Origin of the sequence: Clostridium sp. Marseille-P3244 (assembly GCF_900120155.1) — a bacterium.
GTDB lineage: Bacteria > Bacillota > Clostridia > Lachnospirales > Lachnospiraceae > Mediterraneibacter.
The window spans coordinates 1,771,889-1,793,040 of the sequence record NZ_LT635549.1 but is presented as its reverse complement, the minus strand read 5'-3'; the positions used below and the strand labels follow the sequence as shown (position 1 = coordinate 1,793,040).

Here is a 21,152-nt window from a genome sequence, read left to right as displayed (position 1 = left end):
TTGATCACCTCTTTCATAAAAGATATTTTTTCATTCAGTCTATGCTTTCAGCTGCTTTCGTCCACAGCATTGTTTGTATTTCTTTCCGCTTCCGCAGGGGCAGGGATCGTTGGGATAAATTTTCTTCTCCTCCCGCTTCTTGGGAGCGCGGACCGCGCTGTCATCTTTATTCGTGCCGGTCACTTTCGCTACCTCTTCTCTCTCCACCTTCTGCTCCACACGGATATTGAACAGTGTACGGATCGTCGTCTCAGCGATCATATTCGTCATTTCACCGAACATATCATATCCGGCCATCTTATATTCCACAAGAGGATCCCTCTGTCCGTATGCCTGAAGGCCGATCCCCTGGCGCAGCTGGTCCATATCGTCGATATGATCCATCCATCTGGCGTCGATGACTTTCAGAAGGACCACACGCTCGATCTCCCGGATCTGCTCCGGCTCCGGGAACTCTTCCTCCTTTGCCTCATAGGCTTTCACCGCGCGTTCTTTCAGCAGATGTTTCAGTTCTTTCTGCCGGAGTTCGCCGCACTCTTCCCGGGAAGGAAGCTGCATCTGCGGGATCACATTGTGAAGGTTCACATCCAGGCCCTTGATATCCCATTCCCCGGCGTCTGCTTCCGGTGAAGCAAAGCGATCTGTAATATTTTCCACATATTCCGTGATCATATTATAGATCGTATCGCGCATGCTCTCTCCGTCCAGTACCCGGCGTCTCTCGCCATAAATGATCTCTCTCTGTTCATTCATGACCTGATCATACTCCAGAAGATTCTTACGGATACCGAAATTGTTGATCTCGATCTTCTTCTGAGCCGTCTCGATCGCGTTTGAAAGCATCTTGTGCTCGATCTGCTCTCCGTCAGCCACTCCCAGGGCATTGAACACGCCCATCAGCCGCTCGGATCCGAACAGCCGGAGAAGGTCATCCTCCAGAGAGATATAGAAACGGGATTCTCCCGGGTCCCCCTGACGGCCGCTCCGTCCCCGGAGCTGATTGTCAATACGCCTTGACTCATGGCGCTCTGTACCGATGATCTTCAGTCCTCCCGCAGCCCTGGCCTCATCGTCCAGCTTGATGTCCGTACCACGGCCTGCCATGTTGGTGGCAATGGTCACCGCTCCATGGACACCGGCATCGGCTACGATCTCAGCCTCCAGTTCATGATACTTGGCATTCAGCACATTATGGGGAATGCCCTCTTTCTTCAGCATCTTGCTCAGAAGTTCAGACACTTCAATGGTGATCGTACCGACCAGTACCGGCTGTCCTGTGGCATGGGCTTTTTTCACCTCTGCTACTACAGCTTTATACTTCTCAGCTTTGGTCTTATAGACCGCGTCTTCCAGATCCACCCTCTGAACAGGAACATTGGTCGGGATCTCCACAACATCCATGCCGTAAATATCCCGGAACTCTTTCTCTTCTGTAAGAGCCGTACCGGTCATACCGCTCTTCTTTTCAAACTTGTTGAACAGGTTCTGGAACGTAATAGTTGCAAGCGTCTTGCTCTCCCGGCGCACCTGCACATGTTCCTTCGCCTCGATGGCCTGATGGAGTCCGTCGGAATACCGGCGCCCCGGCATGATACGGCCGGTGAACTCGTCAACAATCATGACTTCTCCCTCAGATGTCACCACATAATCCTGGTCCTTAAACATCAGATTGTGGGCCCGCAGAGCCAGGATGATGTTGTGCTGGATCTCCAGGTTCTCCGGATCCGCGAGATTATCTATATGGAAGAACTTCTCCACCTTTTTCACGCCGTCTTCCGTCAGGTTGATCGTCTTCTCCTTTTCATTCACGATAAAATCGCCGGTCTCCTCGATGTCTTCTCCCATGATGGCGTTGATCTTCGAGAATTCTCCGCTGGCCTCGCCTCTCTCAAGCTGCCGGGCCAGAATATCGCAGGCCTCATAAAGCTTCGTCGACTTTCCGCTCTGGCCGGAAATGATCAGCGGTGTTCTCGCCTCATCGATCAGCACTGAATCCACCTCGTCGATTATGGCGAAATGAAGACCTCTCTGGACCAGCTGTTCTTTATAGATCACCATATTGTCTCTAAGATAGTCAAATCCCAGCTCATTGTTCGTCACATAAGTAATGTCACAGTCATAAGCCGCGCGGCGTTCTTTATTGTCCATACCGTTTAAGACAACTCCAACAGTCAGGCCCAGGAACTCATGGACCTTCCCCATCCATTCCGCGTCACGCTTTGCCAGATAGTCGTTGACCGTGACGATATTCACTCCCTTTTCTTCCAGAGCATTTAAGTATGCCGGCAGAGTGGACACAAGCGTCTTTCCTTCACCTGTCTTCATCTCGGCAATACGTCCCTGATGCAGGATAATCCCGCCGATGAGCTGCACTCGATAGTGCCGCATCCCCAGGGTTCGAAACGCGGCCTCACGGACAACGGCATAAGCCTCCGGAAGAATATCATCCAGAGTTTCTCCTTCATTGAGACGCTCTTTGAATTCTCTTGTCTTTCCTTTCAGTTCCTCATCGGACAGAGCCTGCATCTCAGGCTCCAAGGCTTCGATCCGGTCCACGACAGGGTAGATGCGCTTCAGCTCATTCTCACTGTGGGTTCCGAAAATCTTTTCTATAATACCCATATTCTGTAATTAACTCCTTATATAAATTTGGCACCGGACATGTCTCCCGATGCCACTTACGTTTTCCATTTTAACACTAAGTCATGGGTAATTCAACCTGTTTTAAGACTGCCCCTCCGGGAAGCGTTCCAGGATCGCCCTGTAAGAGAGAGAACCTCCGAAAAGATCCAGGGCGCTTCCCACGGTAAAGTCCAGCTTTCCTTTTCCTGCCAGACGCAGCCGCTCAATGTCATCCAGGGAGCGGATGCCTCCCGCGTATGTAATGATCCGGTCTCCTGTCCACTCTCCCAGCATGCCCACAAGTTCCTCATCCATGCCGGACTGTTTTCCCTCTACGTCCACCCCATGCACAAGGAATTCGTCGCAGAAACCGGACAGGGTGTCAAGAACCTTATGATCAAGGCGCAGGTCAGTAAATTTCTGCCAGCGGTCCGTCACCACATAGTATGCCCCGTCTCGTTTCCTGCAGCTTAAATCCAGGACAATGTGTTCCCTTCCCACCGCTTCTGTCAGCTTTTCCAGATGATCCGGATGGAATCTCCCCTCCCGGAACACCCAGGAGGTAACGATTACATGGCTGGCTCCTGCGTCAAGATAACCTCCCGCGTTTTCCGGGGTGATCCCTCCCCCTGCCTGAAGACCTCCCGGGTAAGACTTCAATGCCAGAAGAGCCTGCCTTCTTGTCTCCTCATAGTACTTTGATCCTGAAGGATTGAGGAGAATAACATGTCCGCCCCGAAGCCCGTCTTCCCTGTACATCCGCGCATAGAAATCAGCGCTTCTGTCCGATATATAATTCGTCCGTGCGCTGTTCCCTTCATCCTGCAGGCTTCCTCCCACAATCTGTTTTACTGTTCCATTATGTATATCGATACACGGCCTGAATCTCATGTTCTGCCTCCTGCGTCTTTTATCAGAAGCTGCCGCAGCATATGATTGTAGTCTTGCTGCGGCAGCCATCTTTTTCTCCAAACCTGATCTGTCTTCCGAGAATTACTCTCTGTTTTCATTCATATCTTTCTGAGCGCCATTGTCATCGGTGAGTTTATCTGTGGCTTCATCCACGCCGTCTGTTACATCATCCGTTACTTTGTCCACTCCGTCTGTTACATCATCAACAGTATTATCCAGAATACCATCGCCTCCGGTAGCATCATTCATTGTGTTGTCATCTGCTGTATTGTTGTTCCCGGAAGTGTTTTTGTCTGTAGCTGTATTTTGATTGTCTGTTGTCTGGTCCGCTCCGTTGTCTGCATTATCCTTGCTGCTGCACGCAGTCGTCCCGAGCAGAACAAAAGTGCAGGTCAGGAGCAATAGAAACTTCTTCATTTTTTTCATAAGGTTATCTCCCTTTCCATAAATATTGTTGTACCTTTACTATCTGCACATTTTCAATATTTATGCATCCGGGATTTTTATTTTGCGTTTTTGCGCAGTTTTTCCATTGCCCTTTTCTCGATCTGCCGGACACGCTCCCGGGTCACGCCCAGAGCTTCTCCGATCTCTTCCAGAGTGCAGGGTCTGCCATCCTCCAGTCCGTAACGCCGGCTGATCACCCACTGCTCTTTTTCGTTCAGAGCCTTGAGCATCTCCTTGACTTCTTCTTTTCTGACAAGAAGCTCAATCGCTTCCTCCGGCGTTGATTCCGTCCGGTCTTCTACCATATCTCCCAGGCTGTTCTCTCCGTCATCTCCTACAGGAGTCTCCAGTGACACCGGGTTCTGGAGATAGACGAGAATATTGGTCACATCTTCCTCTGTCCGATCCCCCAGCTTTTCTGCGATCTCTTTCGGCGTCGCGTCCCGCCCCAGCGTCTGCTGCAGCTCCTTCGCCGCCTTCTGGACCCGCTTCATATTTTCCGCCACATGGACCGGGACCCGGATTTCCCTGGACTGCTGATCAATGGCCCGCTGCATAGCTTCCCTGATCCACCAGGCAGCATAGGTGGAAAACCGGTTTTCCTTTTTATAGTCATATTTTTCAGCCGCGCGCATCAGCCCCATATTGCCCTCCTGGATCAGATCCATAAGGGCTACGCCTCTCCCGGTATAATGTTTCGCCAGAGAAACTACAAGCCTCAGATTTCCCTCCGCCAGCCTTCGGCGCGCCGATTCGTCGCCGGCTGCGCTTTCCATCCCAAGTCTTTTCTCTTCTTCGGCATCCAAAAGCGGGATCTGCCCGATCTCTTTCAGGTAGATGGCAAGCGCCTCCGATGTTGTCTCCTCTGCTGTATTCCGCTGTTCTTTCGCCATATCAGCCTCCTGTCAAAGTTTCTCTTTTACATCACCACTGCGATAAGCTTCCAGGAGCCGCTCCAGATCCTGTACCTGTTCCTTTAACTCCCTGCCGATATCCGTGTCTCCTACCAGCCGGCGCTTCAACACTCTGTTAACGACCATGATCTCTGAATGGATATCCTTTTCTCTCCGGATCGCAGTCTCCGTAGATTCAAAAGGCTCATGGGCCACCAGAAGAAGGCCATAGGAATTGTAGATCAGAGTATATCCCGCAATACCTGTTTCTTTCTGATAGGACCTTGAAAAGCCCCCGTCAATGACCATCACTTTTCCCCCGCATTTGATAGGATTCTCTCCATCTTTACTTTTTACCGGAACATGTCCGTTAATAACACGGCCTTTTGCCGGATCAATTCCAAATTCTTCCAGTATCCTGTCAATGACCTGTTCATTTTCCAGAAAAGAATAATACGGATTTTTCCTTTCGGCGTGGGTTTCCTTTTCCGCAAGAAAATATCTCTCAAAAGTGGCCATTTTATCCTTGCCGAACAAAGGCGATTCCGGATGCAGCCAGATGTACCACATCAGGTCCCTTCCGTCCCGGCGTTCTTTTTCATCCAGAGCCATAAATCCTTTCCTGATATAGGAATCCAGCACATCATACAGAGCACTTCCCCGATACTTTTTCCCATAGATCTCCACCTCTTTCAGACTTCCGTCTTCTGACAGCGGTATACAGCCGTGATACAGGAGATTATCATTGTATACTTTATAGAGTCCGCCTTTCGCCAGGAGAAAATGCATGTGCTGCTGCAGTTTTCCACAATTCTGGAACCCTTTTTCCAGCCGCTCCATAATCTCTTCTTCCTCCGCGCTCAGAGCATAGGGATCTTTCGGGTCGATAGTCGGAAAGTTTGTGTCCAGGAGCCGGTATTCCTTCCCTCCCAGAAGGATCGTTCCCTTTTCATAGTCGATCCTGTGAAGGAGCGCTCTGTCTTCCATATGGAAGGATTTCTGGCGCTCAATGATCCGCCCTTCTTCCTTGAACTGGATGATGGAGATGGCCTTGTGGATCCTCAGGTTCATCTGCATTTCTTCGGAATCCGGCCGTTCTGTCGTCTTCAGAGTGAAACAGGTGCAGGGATCATCCTTGTACATCCGCATGGCAAAAGCCGCCAGAGGAAGCAGATTGATTCCATATCCGTCCTCCAGGATATCCAGATTGCCATAGCGCGCGCAGATGCGGATCACATTGGCGATACAGCCTCTCTGCCCGGCCGCGGCTCCCATCCACAGGACATCATGATTGCCCCACTGAATATCCACCGAATGATAACGCATCAGTCTGTCCATGATGATATGAGGCCCCGGTCCTCTGTCATAAATATCTCCCAGGACATGAAGATGGTCTACCACAAGCCGCTGGATCAGCTCTGAGATCGCGCAGATAAACTCCTCTGCCCGGCCGATCTTGATAATTGTAGAAATGATCTCATTATAGTATGACTCCTTATCACTGATTTCCACTCTTTCCGTGATCAGTTCCTCGATCACATAGGCGAAATCCTTCGGAAGCGCTTTTCTTACTTTGGAACGGGTGTATTTGCTGGCCGCCCGTTTGCTCACTTCGATCAGACGATAAAGACTGACCCTGTACCAGTCCTCCATATTCGCTTCTGTCTGTCTGACCAGATCCATCTTCTCTTTCGGATAATAGATCAGCGTGGCCAGAGACCGTTTGTCTCCGGCGCTCATTGTATTACCGAATACATCCTCGATCTTCCTCCGCACCGAACCCGATCCGTTTTTAAGCACGTGGAAAAATGCTTCATGTTCTCCGTGTATGTCTGTAAGGAAATGCTCTGTCCCTTTAGGCAGGTTTAAAATTGCCTGAAGATTGATGATCTCCGTTGATGCCGCGGCGATCGTGGGATACAGATCGGACAGACGCTCCAGATATTTTGTCTCCAGTTTTCTCATCATTTATCCTCCCGGATCCGTCCCCGGCACTGTTCCCCTCACACAGGCCGTTTTCTGTCACTGCTGTTTTCCTCTGATCACAGTCCGATCACATCGCTCATATCATACATTCCTGAAGTCTTCCCCGCCAGAAATTTAGCGGCCTCTACCGCTCCTTTCCCAAATACGCTCCGGGAAAACGCAGTATGTTTAAACTCGATCACTTCATCTGTTCCCGCGAAGATCACTTCATGTTCTCCCACGATCGTACCGCCTCTTACAGCTGATATCCCGATCTCTTTTTTCTCCCTTTTCTGCCGCACCTGGCTTCTGTCATACACATAGTGATATTCTCCGTTCAGAGCTCCATTCACCGCGTCCGCGAGGGCCAGTGCCGTACCGCTTGGCGCATCCACTTTCTGATTATGATGTTTTTCCACAAGTTCCACGTCAAACCCGGAGGGCGCCAGCACTTTTGCCGCATCCTGAAGCAGTTTCAACAGAAGATTAACTCCCAGAGACATGTTGGCGGATTTTAAGATCGCTGTTTTTTCGGATGCTTCGTCCACTTTCCGCAGCTGGTCCCCGGACAGCCCTGTGGTACACAAAACCACCGGAAGTTTCTTTTCCACGCAGTAGTCCAGCAGGCTGTCCACTGCCGCCGCATTGGAAAAATCAATCACTACATCCACGTCCACATCACATTGATCAACAGATTCAAATACCGGGTATTCATTCTCCGTTCCTGTATATGTATCAATCCCCGCCGTGATCTCGGCGTTTTCGTCACTTTTCACGATCTCTGTGATCATCCTGCCCATTTTCCCGTTGCAGCCATGCATCAAAATCTTTATCATGTTCTTTTCTCCTCCTGACCCAAGTCTGTCCGGCGCCTGAATAAGTGCCTGTAACATAAAAAGGATATCATATTGAAGACCGAATCTCAACATATGATATCCTTTTAACAATTACTCATCTATGCATTCCAGCTTGCTCACAGAAACTTCATATGCCGTCCTTGTTTCCGCCTCTGTCTCTGAGAGTTTCTTCACATAATCTCTGCTCTGGATCCTCCCGAATATCCTCACATGCTCTCCCACTTCAAACCCGGAAGCGTACCGGGCGTTCCGCCCCCAGCAGATACAGGGGATATAGTCCGACTTCCCATAAGGACGGTTCACTGCCAGCAGAAGATCGGCGATCTCTCTGCCCAGCGGAGTCTTCCGGTACACCGGCCGCTTGCACATATATCCTTCCAGCAGGATATGGTTTGTCCGGGCGCCGTCGGGCTCTTCTTCAATAAACTCGATCTCCCGGGCAAACACCGAGAGGACCAGACGGTTTTTCTGTTCTTCATGACGGTTATATGAGCGGAACTGTCCGGATACCATAATACATTTTCCCATATAGTCCTGTGTAACATCGATCAGGCGCTCGGACACCATCACCGGAATCCTGTCATTTGAACTGCTCAGCCTTTTCACCAGGATATCCACCATATAGAATCCTTCTCCAAACACTTCGTGGCTGTATGTAAATTCTGTTACCACTGTGCCTATGACCGTTACCTGATTGTTCTCAATAATCTTATCTGACATGACCTGTAGTTCTCCCTTCCTCTTTCTGGTATTTTTGAGTCACTACTAAATGTATGAGCCATATCACAAAAATAGAACTCCCTTTCCTGGAAATCGTTCGACATTTTCCTCCGGGACCGTTCCGTCATTTTAACCGCATATGCTTGTAAAATACAGATTTTATGATAAAATAAGGAAGTTGCAGCAAAAACATCCATATTTTTTATAGAAAAGAGTGCATAGATCATGAAAACGAAGCGTGAAGATATAAGAAACATCGCGATCATCGCCCACGTAGACCACGGCAAGACCACCCTGGTGGACGAACTGTTAAAACAAAGCGGAGTATTCCGTGAAAATCAGGAGGTAGCTGAACGTGTCATGGATTCCAATGACATCGAGCGGGAACGCGGTATCACCATTCTGTCAAAAAACACTGCCGTCCACTATAAGGGCACTAAGATCAATATCATAGACACCCCGGGGCACGCGGATTTCGGAGGGGAAGTGGAACGTGTCCTTAAGATGGTGAACGGTGTGATCCTGGTAGTGGACGCTTTTGAAGGCGCAATGCCCCAGACAAAGTTCGTCCTGCGCAAAGCTCTGGACCTTGACCTTCCGGTCATTGTCTGCATCAACAAGATCGACCGGCCTGAAGCCCGGCCTGATGCGGTCATCGATGAGGTACTGGAACTGTTTATCGATCTGGGCGCCTCTGACGAACAGCTGGAGTGTCCTTTTGTCTATGCTTCCGCAAAAGCGGGCGTCGCTGTCCTTGACCTGTCTGACGAAGAGAGAGACATGAAACCGCTCTTCGAGACGATCCTGGACTATATCCCGGCTCCGGAGGGAGATCCGGAAGCTCCCACCCAGGTACTCATCAGCACCATCGACTACAATGAATATGTGGGCCGTATCGGAATCGGCAAAGTGGACAACGGCACCATTGCCGTCAATCAGGAAATGGTTCTGGTTAATCACCACGACCCGGACAAACAGGAAAAAGTAAAGATCAGCCGTCTGTACGAATTCGACGGTCTGGAAAAAGTGGAGGTAAAGGAGGCCACCATTGGCTCTATTGTGGCTATTTCCGGGATCTCAGATATTTCCATAGGAGATACTCTGTGTTCTCCCGAAAATCCGGATCCCATCCCCTTCCAGAAGATCTCCGAGCCGACCATCGCCATGCAGTTCATCGTCAATGACAGCCCTTTTGCCGGTCAGGAAGGAAAATATGTAACTTCCCGGCATTTAAGAGACCGCCTTTTCCGGGAGCTGAACACGGACGTCAGCCTGCGCGTGGAGGAGATGGAAAGCACGGACAGCTTCAAAGTATCCGGCCGGGGGGAGCTCCATCTCTCCGTTTTGATCGAAAATATGCGCAGAGAGGGATATGAATTCGCCGTAAGCAAGGCGGAAGTTCTCTACCATACCGATGAAAATGGGAAAAAACTGGAGCCGATGGAGACGGCCTATATCGATGTACCTGATGAGTTCACCGGAGTTGTTATTGAAAAACTCGGCCAGCGAAAAGGAGAGCTGCGCAACATGGGCTCCTCCAACAGCGGATATACCCGTCTGGAGTTCTCCATCCCGTCACGGGGCCTGATCGGCTACCGCGGTGAATTTCTCACGGATACAAAAGGCAACGGCATCCTCAACACAAGCTTCGAGGGATACGCCCCATACAAGGGAGATATCCAGTACCGCAAACAGGGCTCCCTCATTGCTTTTGAGGCCGGTGAGTCCGTCACTTACGGTTTGTACAGCGCCCAGGAACGCGGAACTCTGTTTATCGGGCCCGGAGAAAAAGTATACGCCGGAATGGTGATCGGTCAGAACGGAAAAGCCGAGGACATCGAACTGAATGTCTGCAAGACAAAACACCTGACCAACACCCGCTCTTCCAGCGCAGACGAAGCGCTCCGCCTCACTCCCCCAAAAATCCTCAGTCTTGAACAGGCTCTGGATTTTATTGATACGGACGAACTTCTGGAAGTAACGCCGAAAAGCCTCCGCATCCGGAAGAAGATCCTGGATTCAAGGCTGCGTAAACGAAGCAATATGAAATAACGCCGGAGGAGAATACACATGGAAAAATACGTACACCTTTTTCTCAGATATCTGACCAAAGCACTGGAATTTATTATCGCGGCACTGCTGGCCTGCGCAGTCATCATTATGACCATACAGCTGGGCCTTTCCCTGGGCGAGCTCACGGACGCCAGCACCTATCCCAACTATAAGGAGCTGCTTTCTGCATGCTTCAATCTGATCATTGGCGTGGAGCTGATCCGCATGCTCTGTCTCCACACGGCGGCCACCGTATTTGAGGTGCTGCTCTTTGTCATCGCAAGACAGGTCATCATCGATCACTCTTCCCCGCTGAACACCTTTCTGGGCGTCATCTCGATCGCGATCCTGTTTGCCACGAAGAAGTTCCTGTTCTTGTCTGCTGAAAAATCCGGAAAGGAAGAAAAAACTCCGGATTAAAGTGATTTATTCTATACATTCGTGTTGTTCCATGTTATAATATTTTCATAATATAAACATATATTTTTCACAGGTTTATGTTAAATATGAACAAAAGGAGTCGAACCGTATGAATTTTATCATCAGTGGAAAAAACATTGAAGTAACGCCGGGTCTTAAAGACACAATCGAACAGAAATTAGGAAAACTTGAAAGGTACTTCACTCCTGAAACAGAGATCATCGTAACCCTCAGCGTGGAGAAGGAGCGCCAGAAGATCGAAGTGACGATTCCCGTTAAGGGCAGCATCATCCGCTCTGAGCAGACAAGCAATGACATGTATGTATCCATTGATCTTGTGGAAGAGATCATCGAGCGCCAGCTCCGAAAATATAAAAACAAGCTGGTAGCAAGGAACCAGGGGCATCCCACTGCTGCCTCCCCTTCAGGAAGCATCAAAAAAGAGTTCATCGAGTCAGACGAGCCTTCTCCGGAAACTGACGAGATCCGCATCGTCCGTACGAAAAAGTTCGGAATCAAGCCTATGTACCCAGAAGACGCATGCATCCAGATGGAACTCCTGGGACACAGCTTTTTTGTATTTTCCAACGCCGAGACCGAGGAAGTCAATGTTGTATATAAGAGAAAAGACGGATCTTTCGGTCTGATTGAACCGGAGTTTTCATAAATGTTTTTCATCCGGCAGGCATCTGTTCCGGATAAAATAATATTCCGGAGCATATATCATCAGAAGCAGAATTTTTTCTGAGATATATGCTCCGGAACTTTTTATTCTGAAAATAAAATTTTTCCTTCAATATTCAAAAATATTAAGCCCGGCCTCTGTCTGCGCAAACCAGCATGACTGTATCGTTTCCGTGGAAGCCTGCCCGTTTGTCCCTTCCATAAGCTCTTTTCTGAGCGGCTCTCCTTCATCGTCAGGCACAAGCGTATAGATTTCCACCCGGTCCGTATATACGGTATCCAGTACAGGCAGCTTCCTCTGCGCGAGAAGATACTGAATCTTCCCCAGTCCGGTATAGTCTGTAATGATCTTCTGTTTAAATCCATGGATTTTGGTAATAATCTCTGTGTGGGAGAGTCCCTCCGCGGCGGCGGCGCTATAAGCTCTCACAAGGCCTCCGGTACCCAAAAGTGTTCCCCCGAAATATCTGGTGACCACGACAAACACGTCGGTAAGCTCTCTTCCCCTGATCACTTCAAGAATCGGCTTTCCCGCCGTACCCGACGGTTCTCCGTCATCACTGAGACGTTCTTCCGGAGGATTTCTTCCTATTACATAAGCCCAGCAGTGATGTTTTGCGTCCCAGTATTTTTTCCTGGTCTCTTCCAGACAGTTGAACGCCTCTTCCTGTGAATGGACAGGAAATACATCCGCGATAAAACGGGACTTCTTTTCCGTAACCTCTCCGCTTCCGCCCGCATATACAGTTCGATAAGCTTCCATCCTGGTCCACCTCCTGCATCCGATAAAGCCTTAAAATTTTTGTTCAGACTGACTCTACTATAACAGACCCGTGCCGGATCCACAAGAAAAACAGCGATTCCTAATATTTTATGTAGAAAGTATGAAGATTTTATTTTTTCCTTTATTTAAAAGTATATATTTGATATAATCAAAAGAGTTGAAAAGGAGGATGCTATTCGTGAATTACGGAAAAAATAATCTTTCCAGGCGAAAGAAGAATATCTCTTCAAAGAAAAAAATGAAGCAGAAACGTGTAGGAGTACGCTTTTTTAAGGCTATTGTCATCTGCATACTCCTGCTGGGGATCATTTGTGTCATCGGCGCGGCAATCTTCGCAAAAAAGATCATCGACAATACACCTGCCGTATCGGCAGATGACATTCTTCCCGAAGGATATATTACCAATATCACAGATCTCAATGGAAATGTTATTGAGACACTAAAAGACTCGGATTCTAACAGGGTCTACAAGACATATGAGGAGATCACTGCCAACACGGACTATCTGCCTCACGCGTTTATCGCCATTGAGGACGAGCGTTTTTATGAGCATAACGGAGTCGATCTCCAGGGTATCATAAGAGCCGCTTTTGTCGGTATTTCCAATGGCTTTGACTTTTCTGAAGGAGCAAGTACCCTGACCCAGCAGCTTATCAAGAACAACGTCTTTCCGAACTTTGTCAATGAAAAAACTTTTCTGGACCGGATAGAACGTAAACTCCAGGAACAATATCTTGCTGTCGCCATTGAAAAGGAGATGAGCAAGGAACAGATCCTGGAGGCATATATGAACACGATCAATCTGGGCCAGGGCTGTTCGGGTGTACAGACAGCCTCCATCCGGTATTTTAATAAGGACGTGGCGGATCTGACACTTTCTGAGTGTGCTGTCATAGCGGCCATTACCCAGAATCCGACCAAATATGATCCTGTGACAAATCCTGAGGATAACGCTTCCAGAAGGGAGATTGTCCTTGGCAATATGCTGGAACAGGGCTATATCGATCAGGCAGAGTATGATGAAGCCATGGCGGATCCGGTATACGACCGTATTCTCCAGACATCAGCTGTTACAGAGGACACATCACCCTATTCCTACTTCACTGATGCTCTGATCGAAGATGTGATCCAGGATCTCATGGACGAGAAAGGCTACTCTGAAACTCAGGCATACAATCTTCTGTACAGAGGCGGGCTGACGATCAAATCCACACAGGATTCCTCAATCCAGCAGATCTGTGACGAGGTCGTAGCTGATGAATCCTACTATCCTATCGTAGAGTATGGCGTAGAATACGCCCTTACCATCCACCGGGCAGATGGCACTGTGGAAAATTACAGCAAGGAAAATTTAGGAGACTATATTGAATCTTCCACAGGAGATACCAATCCTCTTGTGTTCAGCTCTGAGGACGCAGCCTACGCTGCCATAGAAGAGTACAAGAGCACACTGGGCATAAACACCGAAGCGGGCGATACAATTGATGAAAACGTAAATATCACTCTTCAGCCTCAGACATCAGTTGTTGTCATGGATCAGTACACCGGGCAGGTTAAAGCTATTGTCGGAGGACGCGGCACCAAGACCACCAGCCTTTCGCTGAACCGGGCCACCAGCACTCCGAGACAGCCCGGCTCCTGTTTCAAGGTGCTTTCGACCTATGCTCCGGGCCTCAATGAATGTGGTATGACACTGGCCACTACCATCAAGGACGAGCCATACAAATATGCCAGCGGACAGCAGGTAAACAACTGGGACGGCAAATATATCGGAGAGGCAAGAGTCCGTTATGCCATCGAACATTCCATGAATGTATGCGCGGTCCGTACTCTTACAGAGACCGTCGGTCTGGAAAAGGGATTTGAATATCTTGAGAATTTTGGCTTTACGACACTTGTAAACGATGATCCGAACTATCCGGGAATGTCGGACATCGCGCAGTCTACCGCTCTCGGAGGTATCACCCGTGGTGTTTATAATCTTGAGATGACCGCGGCCTATGCAGCGATCGCCAACGGCGGTGTTTATACGGAACCGACTCTCTACACGCAAATACTGGATCATGATGGAAATGTGCTTATCGACAATTCCACGCCTTCCACCCACGAAGTGATAAAAGAATCTACCGCCTATCTTCTTACCAGCGCGATGGAAGATGTTATCAATAAAGGAACCGGTACTTCTGCAAGGCTCAATAATATGGCCGCTGCCGGAAAGACCGGTACAACAGAGTACAGCACCGACCTGTGGCTCTCCGCGTATACACCTTATTATACGGCTTCTGTATGGGGTGGATATGATGAAAATAAACCCATGGAAAACATCAGCCAGTCATGGCACATGACCATATGGAAGGCCATTATGGACCGGATCCACGCGGAACTTCCATATAAAGATTTTGAGGTTCCCTCTTCTGTTGTGCAGAAATCCATCTGTACAGAAACCGGTAAGCTGGCAGTGGATGGATGCACCACTCTGACAGAATATTTTGACAAGGACAATGTCCCCACAGAAAGCTGTCCGGGCCATAAAGATGAGGAAGAAGAAGACGAAAAGGACAAAAAGGAGGAAGAGGAAAAGGATCCTGAAAATACAGAAGATCCTGATACTCCGGAAGAACCTGAGGAGACAACTCCGACACCCACTCCGACGCCGGAGCCCATCACACCTACTCCAACTCCAACTCCGGAGCCTACAGTTCCCCCGGAACAGACCGGCTGAACATAGAAATCAGAAACGGTTTCCGGTCATACTTGAAATAAAAGACAGCAGGAAAGGATTTTTCCTCTCCTGCTGTCTTTATTTCATTGATCTTATCCGGCCCTCTTACTGTGACTCTGTATAATCCAGACGCCTCTTAATCATCCAGCACAAGCTTTGCCGATCCACAGATCCCTGCGTCATTTCCCAGCTCTGCAAGAACAAATTTTACATTTCTGTTCGCGAAAAACGCTCTTTCCATATAAGGCTCTCTTATATAGGGTATAAGTACTTCTCCTGCCTTTGATACCCCGCCGCCGATCACAAACACGGCAGGATCAACTACTGTTGCCAGATTTGCCAGTCCATATCCCAGATATCTGCCGAATGCCACAGCAATCTCTTTTGCCACTTCATCTCCTGCTTTCACAGCGTCAAAGACATCTTTTGCCGTCACATCCTCTTTGTTCAGTATGGTCGGCCGCATTTCCTGTCCCAGTTTCTGCTTTGCCAGACGCACGATCCCTGTCGCTGAAGCATACTGCTCAAGGCAGCCCCTGTTGCCGCAGCCACAGTGATCTGTCTCCTCGTAATTCACACAAATGTGTCCGATCTCTCCGCCGCCTCCGTGCTCTCCGACAAGAACTCTTCCTCCTATGATCACACCGCCGCCGACTCCTGTTCCAAGCGTTACCATGACCATATTTTTCTCTCCTGCGCCGCCGCCTTTCCACATTTCACCCAACGCGGCTACATTCGCATCATTCCCGATCGCTGCCTTCAGACCTGTCATCTCTTCCAGCTCTCTCTTGACCTCTTTATATTTCCAGCCAAGGTTGGCACTTCCGTTGACAATCCCCTCTGATGTCACGGGAGCCGGCACTCCGACTCCGACTCCGATGATATCCTCCTTCAGAAGTCCGTGCTCCTCTATCTTCTTTTCCAGGGAAGCGGCGATATTGGGAAGGATCGCTTTCCCCTCTTCCGAGATATCCGTGGCGATCTCCCACTTGTCCAAGATCGTCCCGTCCTCCTCAAACAGCCCCATCTTTACCGTAGTTCCTCCCACGTCCACTCCGAAACATTTCATAGTCTCTCCTCCTTTATTTATCGTTTCTTTACCCTCTTATTTTCTTTTCTTTGCCAGATTTTCCTGTACTCTCTTGTAAAGCTCCTGTGCCGCGTTGTATCCCATCTGCTTCTGTCTGTGGTTGACAGCGGCAGACTCTACAATGATCGCAAGATTCCTTCCGGGACGGATCGGAATACTGTGGCACACGACTTTATTTCCAAGGAATTCTGTGTACTCTTCTTCCAGACCCAGCCGGTCATACTCCTTCTCCCTGTTCCAGTCTTCCAGAGTGATCACCAGATCGATATTCTGCGTCTCCCTTACGCTCTGGACACCGAACATGGATTTCACATCCACAATACCGATGCCTCTAAGCTCAATAAAATGCTTGGTTATATCCGGGGCAGAGCCGACCAAAGTCTCATCGCTCACCTTCCGGATCTCCACCACATCATCTGTTACAAGCCGGTGTCCCCGTTTGATCAGCTCAAGAGCCGCCTCGCTTTTCCCGATGCCGCTCTCTCCCATGATCAGCACACCGACGCCGTACACATCAACCAGTACACCATGGATCGAGATGCAGGGGGCCAGCCTTACATTCATCCAGCGTATGATCTCCGCCATGAAATCTGATGTCTGTTTTGTCGTTTTAAATACCGGGATTCGGTGAAGTATGGCTCTGTCCAGGAATTTCCTGTCCGGCTCCATATTCCGGCAGAAAATAATGCACGGGATCGGATGCTCCAGAAGTCTCTCATAAATTTCCTCCCTGCGTTTGTCCGTGAGCGTCCGTACATAGTTGTACTCTACATTCCCGATGATCTGCACCCTGGTAGAATCGAAATGATCAAAAAAGCCTGCCAGCTGCAGTGCCGGACGATTGACGTCGGGCACATTGACGACTTTTTCTTCCATATCGACTTCAGGGGTAAGATTTTTTAAATCCATCTTCTCAACGATTTCGTTCAGCGTGATTCCATGTTCCATAGATTTTCTCCTTTGCGCTTCCCCATTTTTATTATCATACCACATCAGTGGAAAAATTTATATACTGATTCCGCCGCTTTTTCATTCATCGAAGGAATCTTCGACAGTTCTTCCAAAGACGCGTTCCTGATCGCGTCCAGGCTGGGATAATTCTGCATGAGAGCCTTCCTGCGCGCCGGACCGATCCCGTCAATATCATCGAGAATAGAGTGTACCTGCCCTTTCCCCCTAAGCTGCCTGTGATACTCTATGGCAAATCTGTGGGCTTCGTCCTGTATCCTTGTGATCAGGCGGAATGCCTCCGAAGCCTTTTGAATGGGAATTTCCTCGTTCTGATAATAAAGCCCTCTTGTGCGGTGATGGTCATCTTTTACCATGCCACACACCGGTATGTTCAGATGAAGTTCATCCAGCACCTGAAGTGCCACGTTGACCTGGCCCTTGCCTCCGTCCATGAGGATCAGATCCGGAAAAACTGTAAATTTCCCCAGCTCGGCATTTTCTTCCCGCTCCTTCAGCCCATGGGTGAACCTTCTGGTGAGCACTTCTCGCATGCTCCCATAATCATCCGCGCCTTTAATCCCTTTGATCCGGAATTTACGGTAATCATTGCGCTTTGGCCGGCCCCGCTCATAGACGACCATGGACCCTACCGACTCAAAGCCGTTGGTATTGGAAATGTCAAAGGCTTCCATCCTTACGATCTCATCCAGGCCCAGCAGCTTCGCGATCTCCTTCACTGCTCCGATGGTACGTCCTTCTTCTCTCTTCAGTCGTTCTTTGTCTTTACTGAGTATCAGCCTGGCATTCTCAGCCGCCAGTTCCACCAGTTTCTCCTTGGTTCCCTTTTTCGGGATCCTCAGGGAAACTTTCTGTCCTCGCTTTGTTGTCAGCCATGTCTCCAGAAGTTCCCGGTCTTCTACTTCCTCCTGGAGCATCAGTTCACCCGGCACAAAAGGAGTTCCCGCATAGTACTGCTTGATAAAACTGTCCAGTATCTCTGAACCGGTCTCTTTCTTCGTGATACGCAGATAAAAATGATCCCGGCCGATCAGCCGTCCTCCCCGGATAAAAAACACCTGTACCACCGCGTCCTCCCCTTCGGACGCGGCCGCGAGGATATCCCGGTCCTCCCCGCTGGAGTCTGTGATCTTCTGTTTCTGAGCCACCTTCTGTACACTGTTCAACAGTTCCCGATACTCGATGGCCCGTTCGAATTCAAGCGCCTCTGATGCCGCGTTCATCTTATCTTCCAGTTCTTTCAGGATACTGTCATAATTTCCGTTTAAAAAACGGAGTACTTCTCCGATCGCCCGGCCGTACTCTTCCCGGGAGATATAACCCTGGCAGGGAGCGTCACACTGCCGGATATGATAGTTCAGACAGGGCCTGTCTTTCCCTATGTCCCTTGGAAGGCTCCTGTTGCAGCTTCTCACATGATACAGCTTGTGAATCAGGTCTATCGTGTCCCTGACCGCCTGAGCGCTGGTATACGGGCCGAAATATTTTGCCTTGTCCCTCTGCATCTTTCTGGATAGGATTACACGGGGATAGTCCTCATTGGTCGTCACCTTAATAAATGGATATGTCTTGTCATCCATGAGCATGGTATTATATTTCGGACGGTATTCTTTGATCAAATTGCACTCCAGTACAAGAGCCTCCAACTCAGAATCTGTCACAATATACTCAAACCGCCGGATATGAGTCACCATCTGCTCAATCTTGACGCCCTTGTTCCGGCTGCTCTGAAAATACTGCCTGACGCGGTTTTTCAGACTGATCGCCTTACCCACATAAATGATGTGGTCCTTCTCGTCATGCATAATGTACACACCGGGTCGGGACGGGAGTTTTTTCAGTTCTTCCTGTATGTCAAAATTATTGCTTTCCATGGAGATAATTATACCGAAGCACATTTCAAAAATCAATTCTGTATTTGCGGGCATAAGAAAGGGTGTCCCCGAAGCAGAGGGACACCCTTCACTGTTATATCCGTCTATTGTGATACCCCGGGATCGGTCGGTTTCATTGAGATACGACCTTCCCGCTCTTTGGCTTTTTCCTCCTCATGTTCTTCAGGTTCAGGAATTCCTTTTACTTCCCGGAAAATCTTCATAAATTCTTTTCCGGTAATCGTCTCTTTCTCGATCAGGAACGCGGCGATCTGATCCAGGGCTTCCCGGTTTTCCGACAGAAGTCTTTTCGCTTCTTCATAAGCGGACTTCAGCATCTTCATAACTTCCTCGTCGATCTCACCTGCTGTCGTGTCACCACAGTTTAACACTGCTCTGCCGTCCAGATACCTGTTCTGGATGGACTCCAGTCCCATCAGTCCGAAACGTTCGGACATTCCATATTGAGTAATCATGGCCCTTGCGATCTTCGTCGCCTGCTCGATATCATTGGCAGCACCGGTAGTGACCGTGTCAAATACAATCTCTTCCGCCGCACGCCCGCCCAGAGCCACAACGATCATTGCCTCCAGCTCTTTCTTTGTATTCAGGAATTTTTCTTCTTCCGGCGTCTGCATCACATACCCCAGAGCACCCATTGTCCTGGGAACGATCGTAATCTTCTGGACCGGCTCCGTATTCTTCTGAAGGGCAGTAACAAGAGCATGTCCCACCTCATGATAGGAGACGATCCTTCTCTCTTCCTTGCTCATGATCCGGTCTTTCTTCTCCTTGCCCACGAGCACCACTTCCACCGCCTCAAACAGATCCTTCTGACTCACCACCTGTCGTCCATGCTTGACAGCGTTAATGGCAGCTTCATTGATCATATTCGCCAGGTCAGAACCAACTGCCCCGGATGTGGCCAGCGCGATGGCTTCCAGATCTACACTTTCATCCATACGTACATCCTTGGAATGTACCTTGAGGATATCGATCCGGCCCTTCAGATCCGGTTTATCCACGATGATCCTCCGGTCAAAACGTCCCGGGCGAAGAAGCGCAGGATCCAGGATTTCCGGACGGTTGGTCGCCGCAAGGATAAGAAGGCCTTTATTCGTATCGAATCCGTCCATCTCCGCAAGAAGCTGGTTTAAGGTCTGTTCCCGCTCATCATTGCCTCCCATCATTGTATCCCGGGTCTTTCCGATCGCGTCGATCTCATCGATAAACACAATACACGGAGCCATCTGCTGTGCCTGTTTGAAGAGATCTCTCACGCGGGATGCCCCCACGCCCACGTACATCTCTACAAACGCAGAGCCGGACAGCGAAAAGAACGGAACCTTTGCCTCGCCGGCCACTGCTTTTGCCAGCAGTGTTTTACCGGTTCCCGGAGGGCCTACCAGAAGGGCTCCCTTCGGGAGCTTGGCTCCAATACCGCTGTATTTCCCAGGATTATGAAGAAAATCCACCACCTCCTGAAGAGATTCCTTTGCTTCGTCTTCCCCGGCTACATCCTGGAAGGTAACTCCTGTTTCTTTCTCCATATACATCTTCGCGTTGCTCTTGCCGATGCCCATCATACCGCCGCCTTTGCTCATCCGGCGCATCAGATAAAAAATCAGGAACGCCATAATGCCCAGAGGCAGAAGTACGGTGAGAAACAGCTCAAGGAACATCGCGCCTGTCGTATCAGGCACCTCACCCTGGAATTCCACGTCTGCTTCTTTCAGGGTTTCCGCCAGGCTGTCATCGTTGACATATCCCGTATAGTAGTCATAGCTTTCTTCATTCTGACTTCCGCCCAGAAGCTGTCCTAAAGTGTTAGCGCTGGCGCCGGCGGCTCCTCCGGCTTCCTGCAGCTCTTCCTTACGCCCCTCATCTGTCAAAGTGATATAGATCCGGCTGCTGTTCAGGGTAACCTTCTGTACCTTCTTTTCCTCGACAAGGTCTAAAAATTTATCATAAGAGATCTCTTCCGGGCCCGAGCCCCTCATAAGAGAAAACAAGCCCATTACTATAAAAGTGACCAGCAGGGTCGTAATGAGGATGATTCCCCAGCCCTGCCGGTTGTTGTTGGGATTGTTCTTATTATTATTTTTATTCTGATTGTCCATCCTGGTCCTCCCAAAAATAAC

The 21,152-nt window shown here is 49.3% G+C and carries 16 protein-coding genes; 4 read left to right on the top strand and 12 right to left on the bottom strand.

All coding sequences use genetic code 11. The features are described 5' to 3' along the window. Positions 1-39: 39 nt before the first annotated feature. From secA to BQ7367_RS10315, 7 genes are all read right to left on the bottom strand, one after another. Entirely contained in the window at positions 40-2,622 is a 2,583-nt protein-coding gene (gene secA / locus BQ7367_RS10345; protein ID WP_072525362.1) for a preprotein translocase subunit SecA, read from the bottom strand. 102 nt (positions 2,623-2,724) lie between these two features. Continuing rightward, entirely contained in the window at positions 2,725-3,513 is a 789-nt protein-coding gene (gene hisA, locus BQ7367_RS10340; RefSeq protein WP_072525361.1) for a phosphoribosylformimino-5-aminoimidazole carboxamide ribotide isomerase, read from the bottom strand. Between the two features lie 102 nt (positions 3,514-3,615). Then, a complete protein-coding gene (locus BQ7367_RS10335; RefSeq protein ID WP_072525360.1) occupies positions 3,616-3,960 on the bottom strand; it encodes a hypothetical protein in 345 nt (114 codons plus the stop codon). A 77-nt stretch (positions 3,961-4,037) separates the two neighbouring features. After that, positions 4,038-4,874 carry a sigma-70 family RNA polymerase sigma factor gene (locus BQ7367_RS10330; RefSeq protein WP_072525359.1) on the bottom strand — a complete coding sequence of 279 codons (837 nt, stop codon included), beginning with the start codon at positions 4,872-4,874 and terminating at the stop codon, positions 4,038-4,040. A 12-nt stretch (positions 4,875-4,886) separates the two neighbouring features. After that, entirely contained in the window at positions 4,887-6,839 is a 1,953-nt protein-coding gene (locus BQ7367_RS10325) for a fructose-1,6-bisphosphatase (protein ID WP_072525358.1), read from the bottom strand. A 77-nt stretch (positions 6,840-6,916) separates the two neighbouring features. Beyond that, positions 6,917-7,675: a 4-hydroxy-tetrahydrodipicolinate reductase gene (dapB, locus tag BQ7367_RS10320; protein WP_072526176.1), complete on the bottom strand. Its 759-nt coding sequence runs from the start codon at positions 7,673-7,675 to the stop codon at positions 6,917-6,919. A 111-nt stretch (positions 7,676-7,786) separates the two neighbouring features. Then, complete coding sequence (locus BQ7367_RS10315) at positions 7,787-8,416, bottom strand: single-stranded DNA-binding protein (RefSeq protein WP_072525357.1); 630 nt, start codon at positions 8,414-8,416, stop codon at positions 7,787-7,789. 225 nt (positions 8,417-8,641) lie between these two features. Between BQ7367_RS10315 and typA the strand changes: the two genes are divergently transcribed. The 3 genes from typA (at position 8,642) to hpf (ending at position 11,555) form a co-directional block, all read left to right on the top strand. Next, positions 8,642-10,468, top strand: coding sequence for a translational GTPase TypA (typA, locus tag BQ7367_RS10310; RefSeq protein WP_072525356.1), 1,827 nt, complete (start codon positions 8,642-8,644; stop codon positions 10,466-10,468). A gap of 18 nt (positions 10,469-10,486) precedes the next feature. Beyond that, positions 10,487-10,888, top strand: coding sequence for a hypothetical protein (locus tag BQ7367_RS10305; RefSeq protein WP_072525355.1), 402 nt, complete (start codon positions 10,487-10,489; stop codon positions 10,886-10,888). Between the two features lie 109 nt (positions 10,889-10,997). Further along, complete coding sequence (gene hpf, locus BQ7367_RS10300) at positions 10,998-11,555, top strand: ribosome hibernation-promoting factor, HPF/YfiA family (protein ID WP_072525354.1); 558 nt, start codon at positions 10,998-11,000, stop codon at positions 11,553-11,555. A 126-nt stretch (positions 11,556-11,681) separates the two neighbouring features. Here the strand turns inward: hpf and BQ7367_RS10295 are convergent, their stop codons facing one another. After that, positions 11,682-12,335, bottom strand: a complete 654-nt coding sequence (locus tag BQ7367_RS10295; RefSeq protein WP_072525353.1) for a YigZ family protein — start codon at positions 12,333-12,335, stop codon at positions 11,682-11,684. 199 nt (positions 12,336-12,534) lie between these two features. On the opposite strand from BQ7367_RS10295, the gene BQ7367_RS10290 reads away from it, so the two are divergent. After that, complete coding sequence (locus BQ7367_RS10290) at positions 12,535-15,078, top strand: transglycosylase domain-containing protein (protein ID WP_072525352.1); 2,544 nt, start codon at positions 12,535-12,537, stop codon at positions 15,076-15,078. A gap of 136 nt (positions 15,079-15,214) precedes the next feature. On the opposite strand, the gene BQ7367_RS10285 is transcribed toward BQ7367_RS10290, so the two are convergent. From BQ7367_RS10285 to ftsH, 4 genes are all read right to left on the bottom strand, one after another. Next, positions 15,215-16,147: an ROK family glucokinase gene (locus BQ7367_RS10285; RefSeq protein ID WP_072525351.1), complete on the bottom strand. Its 933-nt coding sequence runs from the start codon at positions 16,145-16,147 to the stop codon at positions 15,215-15,217. Between the two features lie 36 nt (positions 16,148-16,183). After that, the gene (hprK, locus tag BQ7367_RS10280; protein ID WP_072525350.1) at positions 16,184-17,116 is read right to left on the bottom strand and encodes an HPr(Ser) kinase/phosphatase; all 933 of its coding nucleotides are present in this window, start codon (positions 17,114-17,116) and stop codon (positions 16,184-16,186) included. Between the two features lie 44 nt (positions 17,117-17,160). Beyond that, on the bottom strand, positions 17,161-19,011 hold the full coding sequence (uvrC, locus tag BQ7367_RS10275) for an excinuclease ABC subunit UvrC (RefSeq protein WP_072526175.1): 1,851 nt from the start codon (positions 19,009-19,011) through the stop codon (positions 17,161-17,163). Between the two features lie 104 nt (positions 19,012-19,115). Continuing rightward, positions 19,116-21,131: an ATP-dependent zinc metalloprotease FtsH gene (gene ftsH / locus BQ7367_RS10270; RefSeq protein WP_083588924.1), complete on the bottom strand. Its 2,016-nt coding sequence runs from the start codon at positions 21,129-21,131 to the stop codon at positions 19,116-19,118. Positions 21,132-21,152 lie beyond the last annotated feature (21 nt).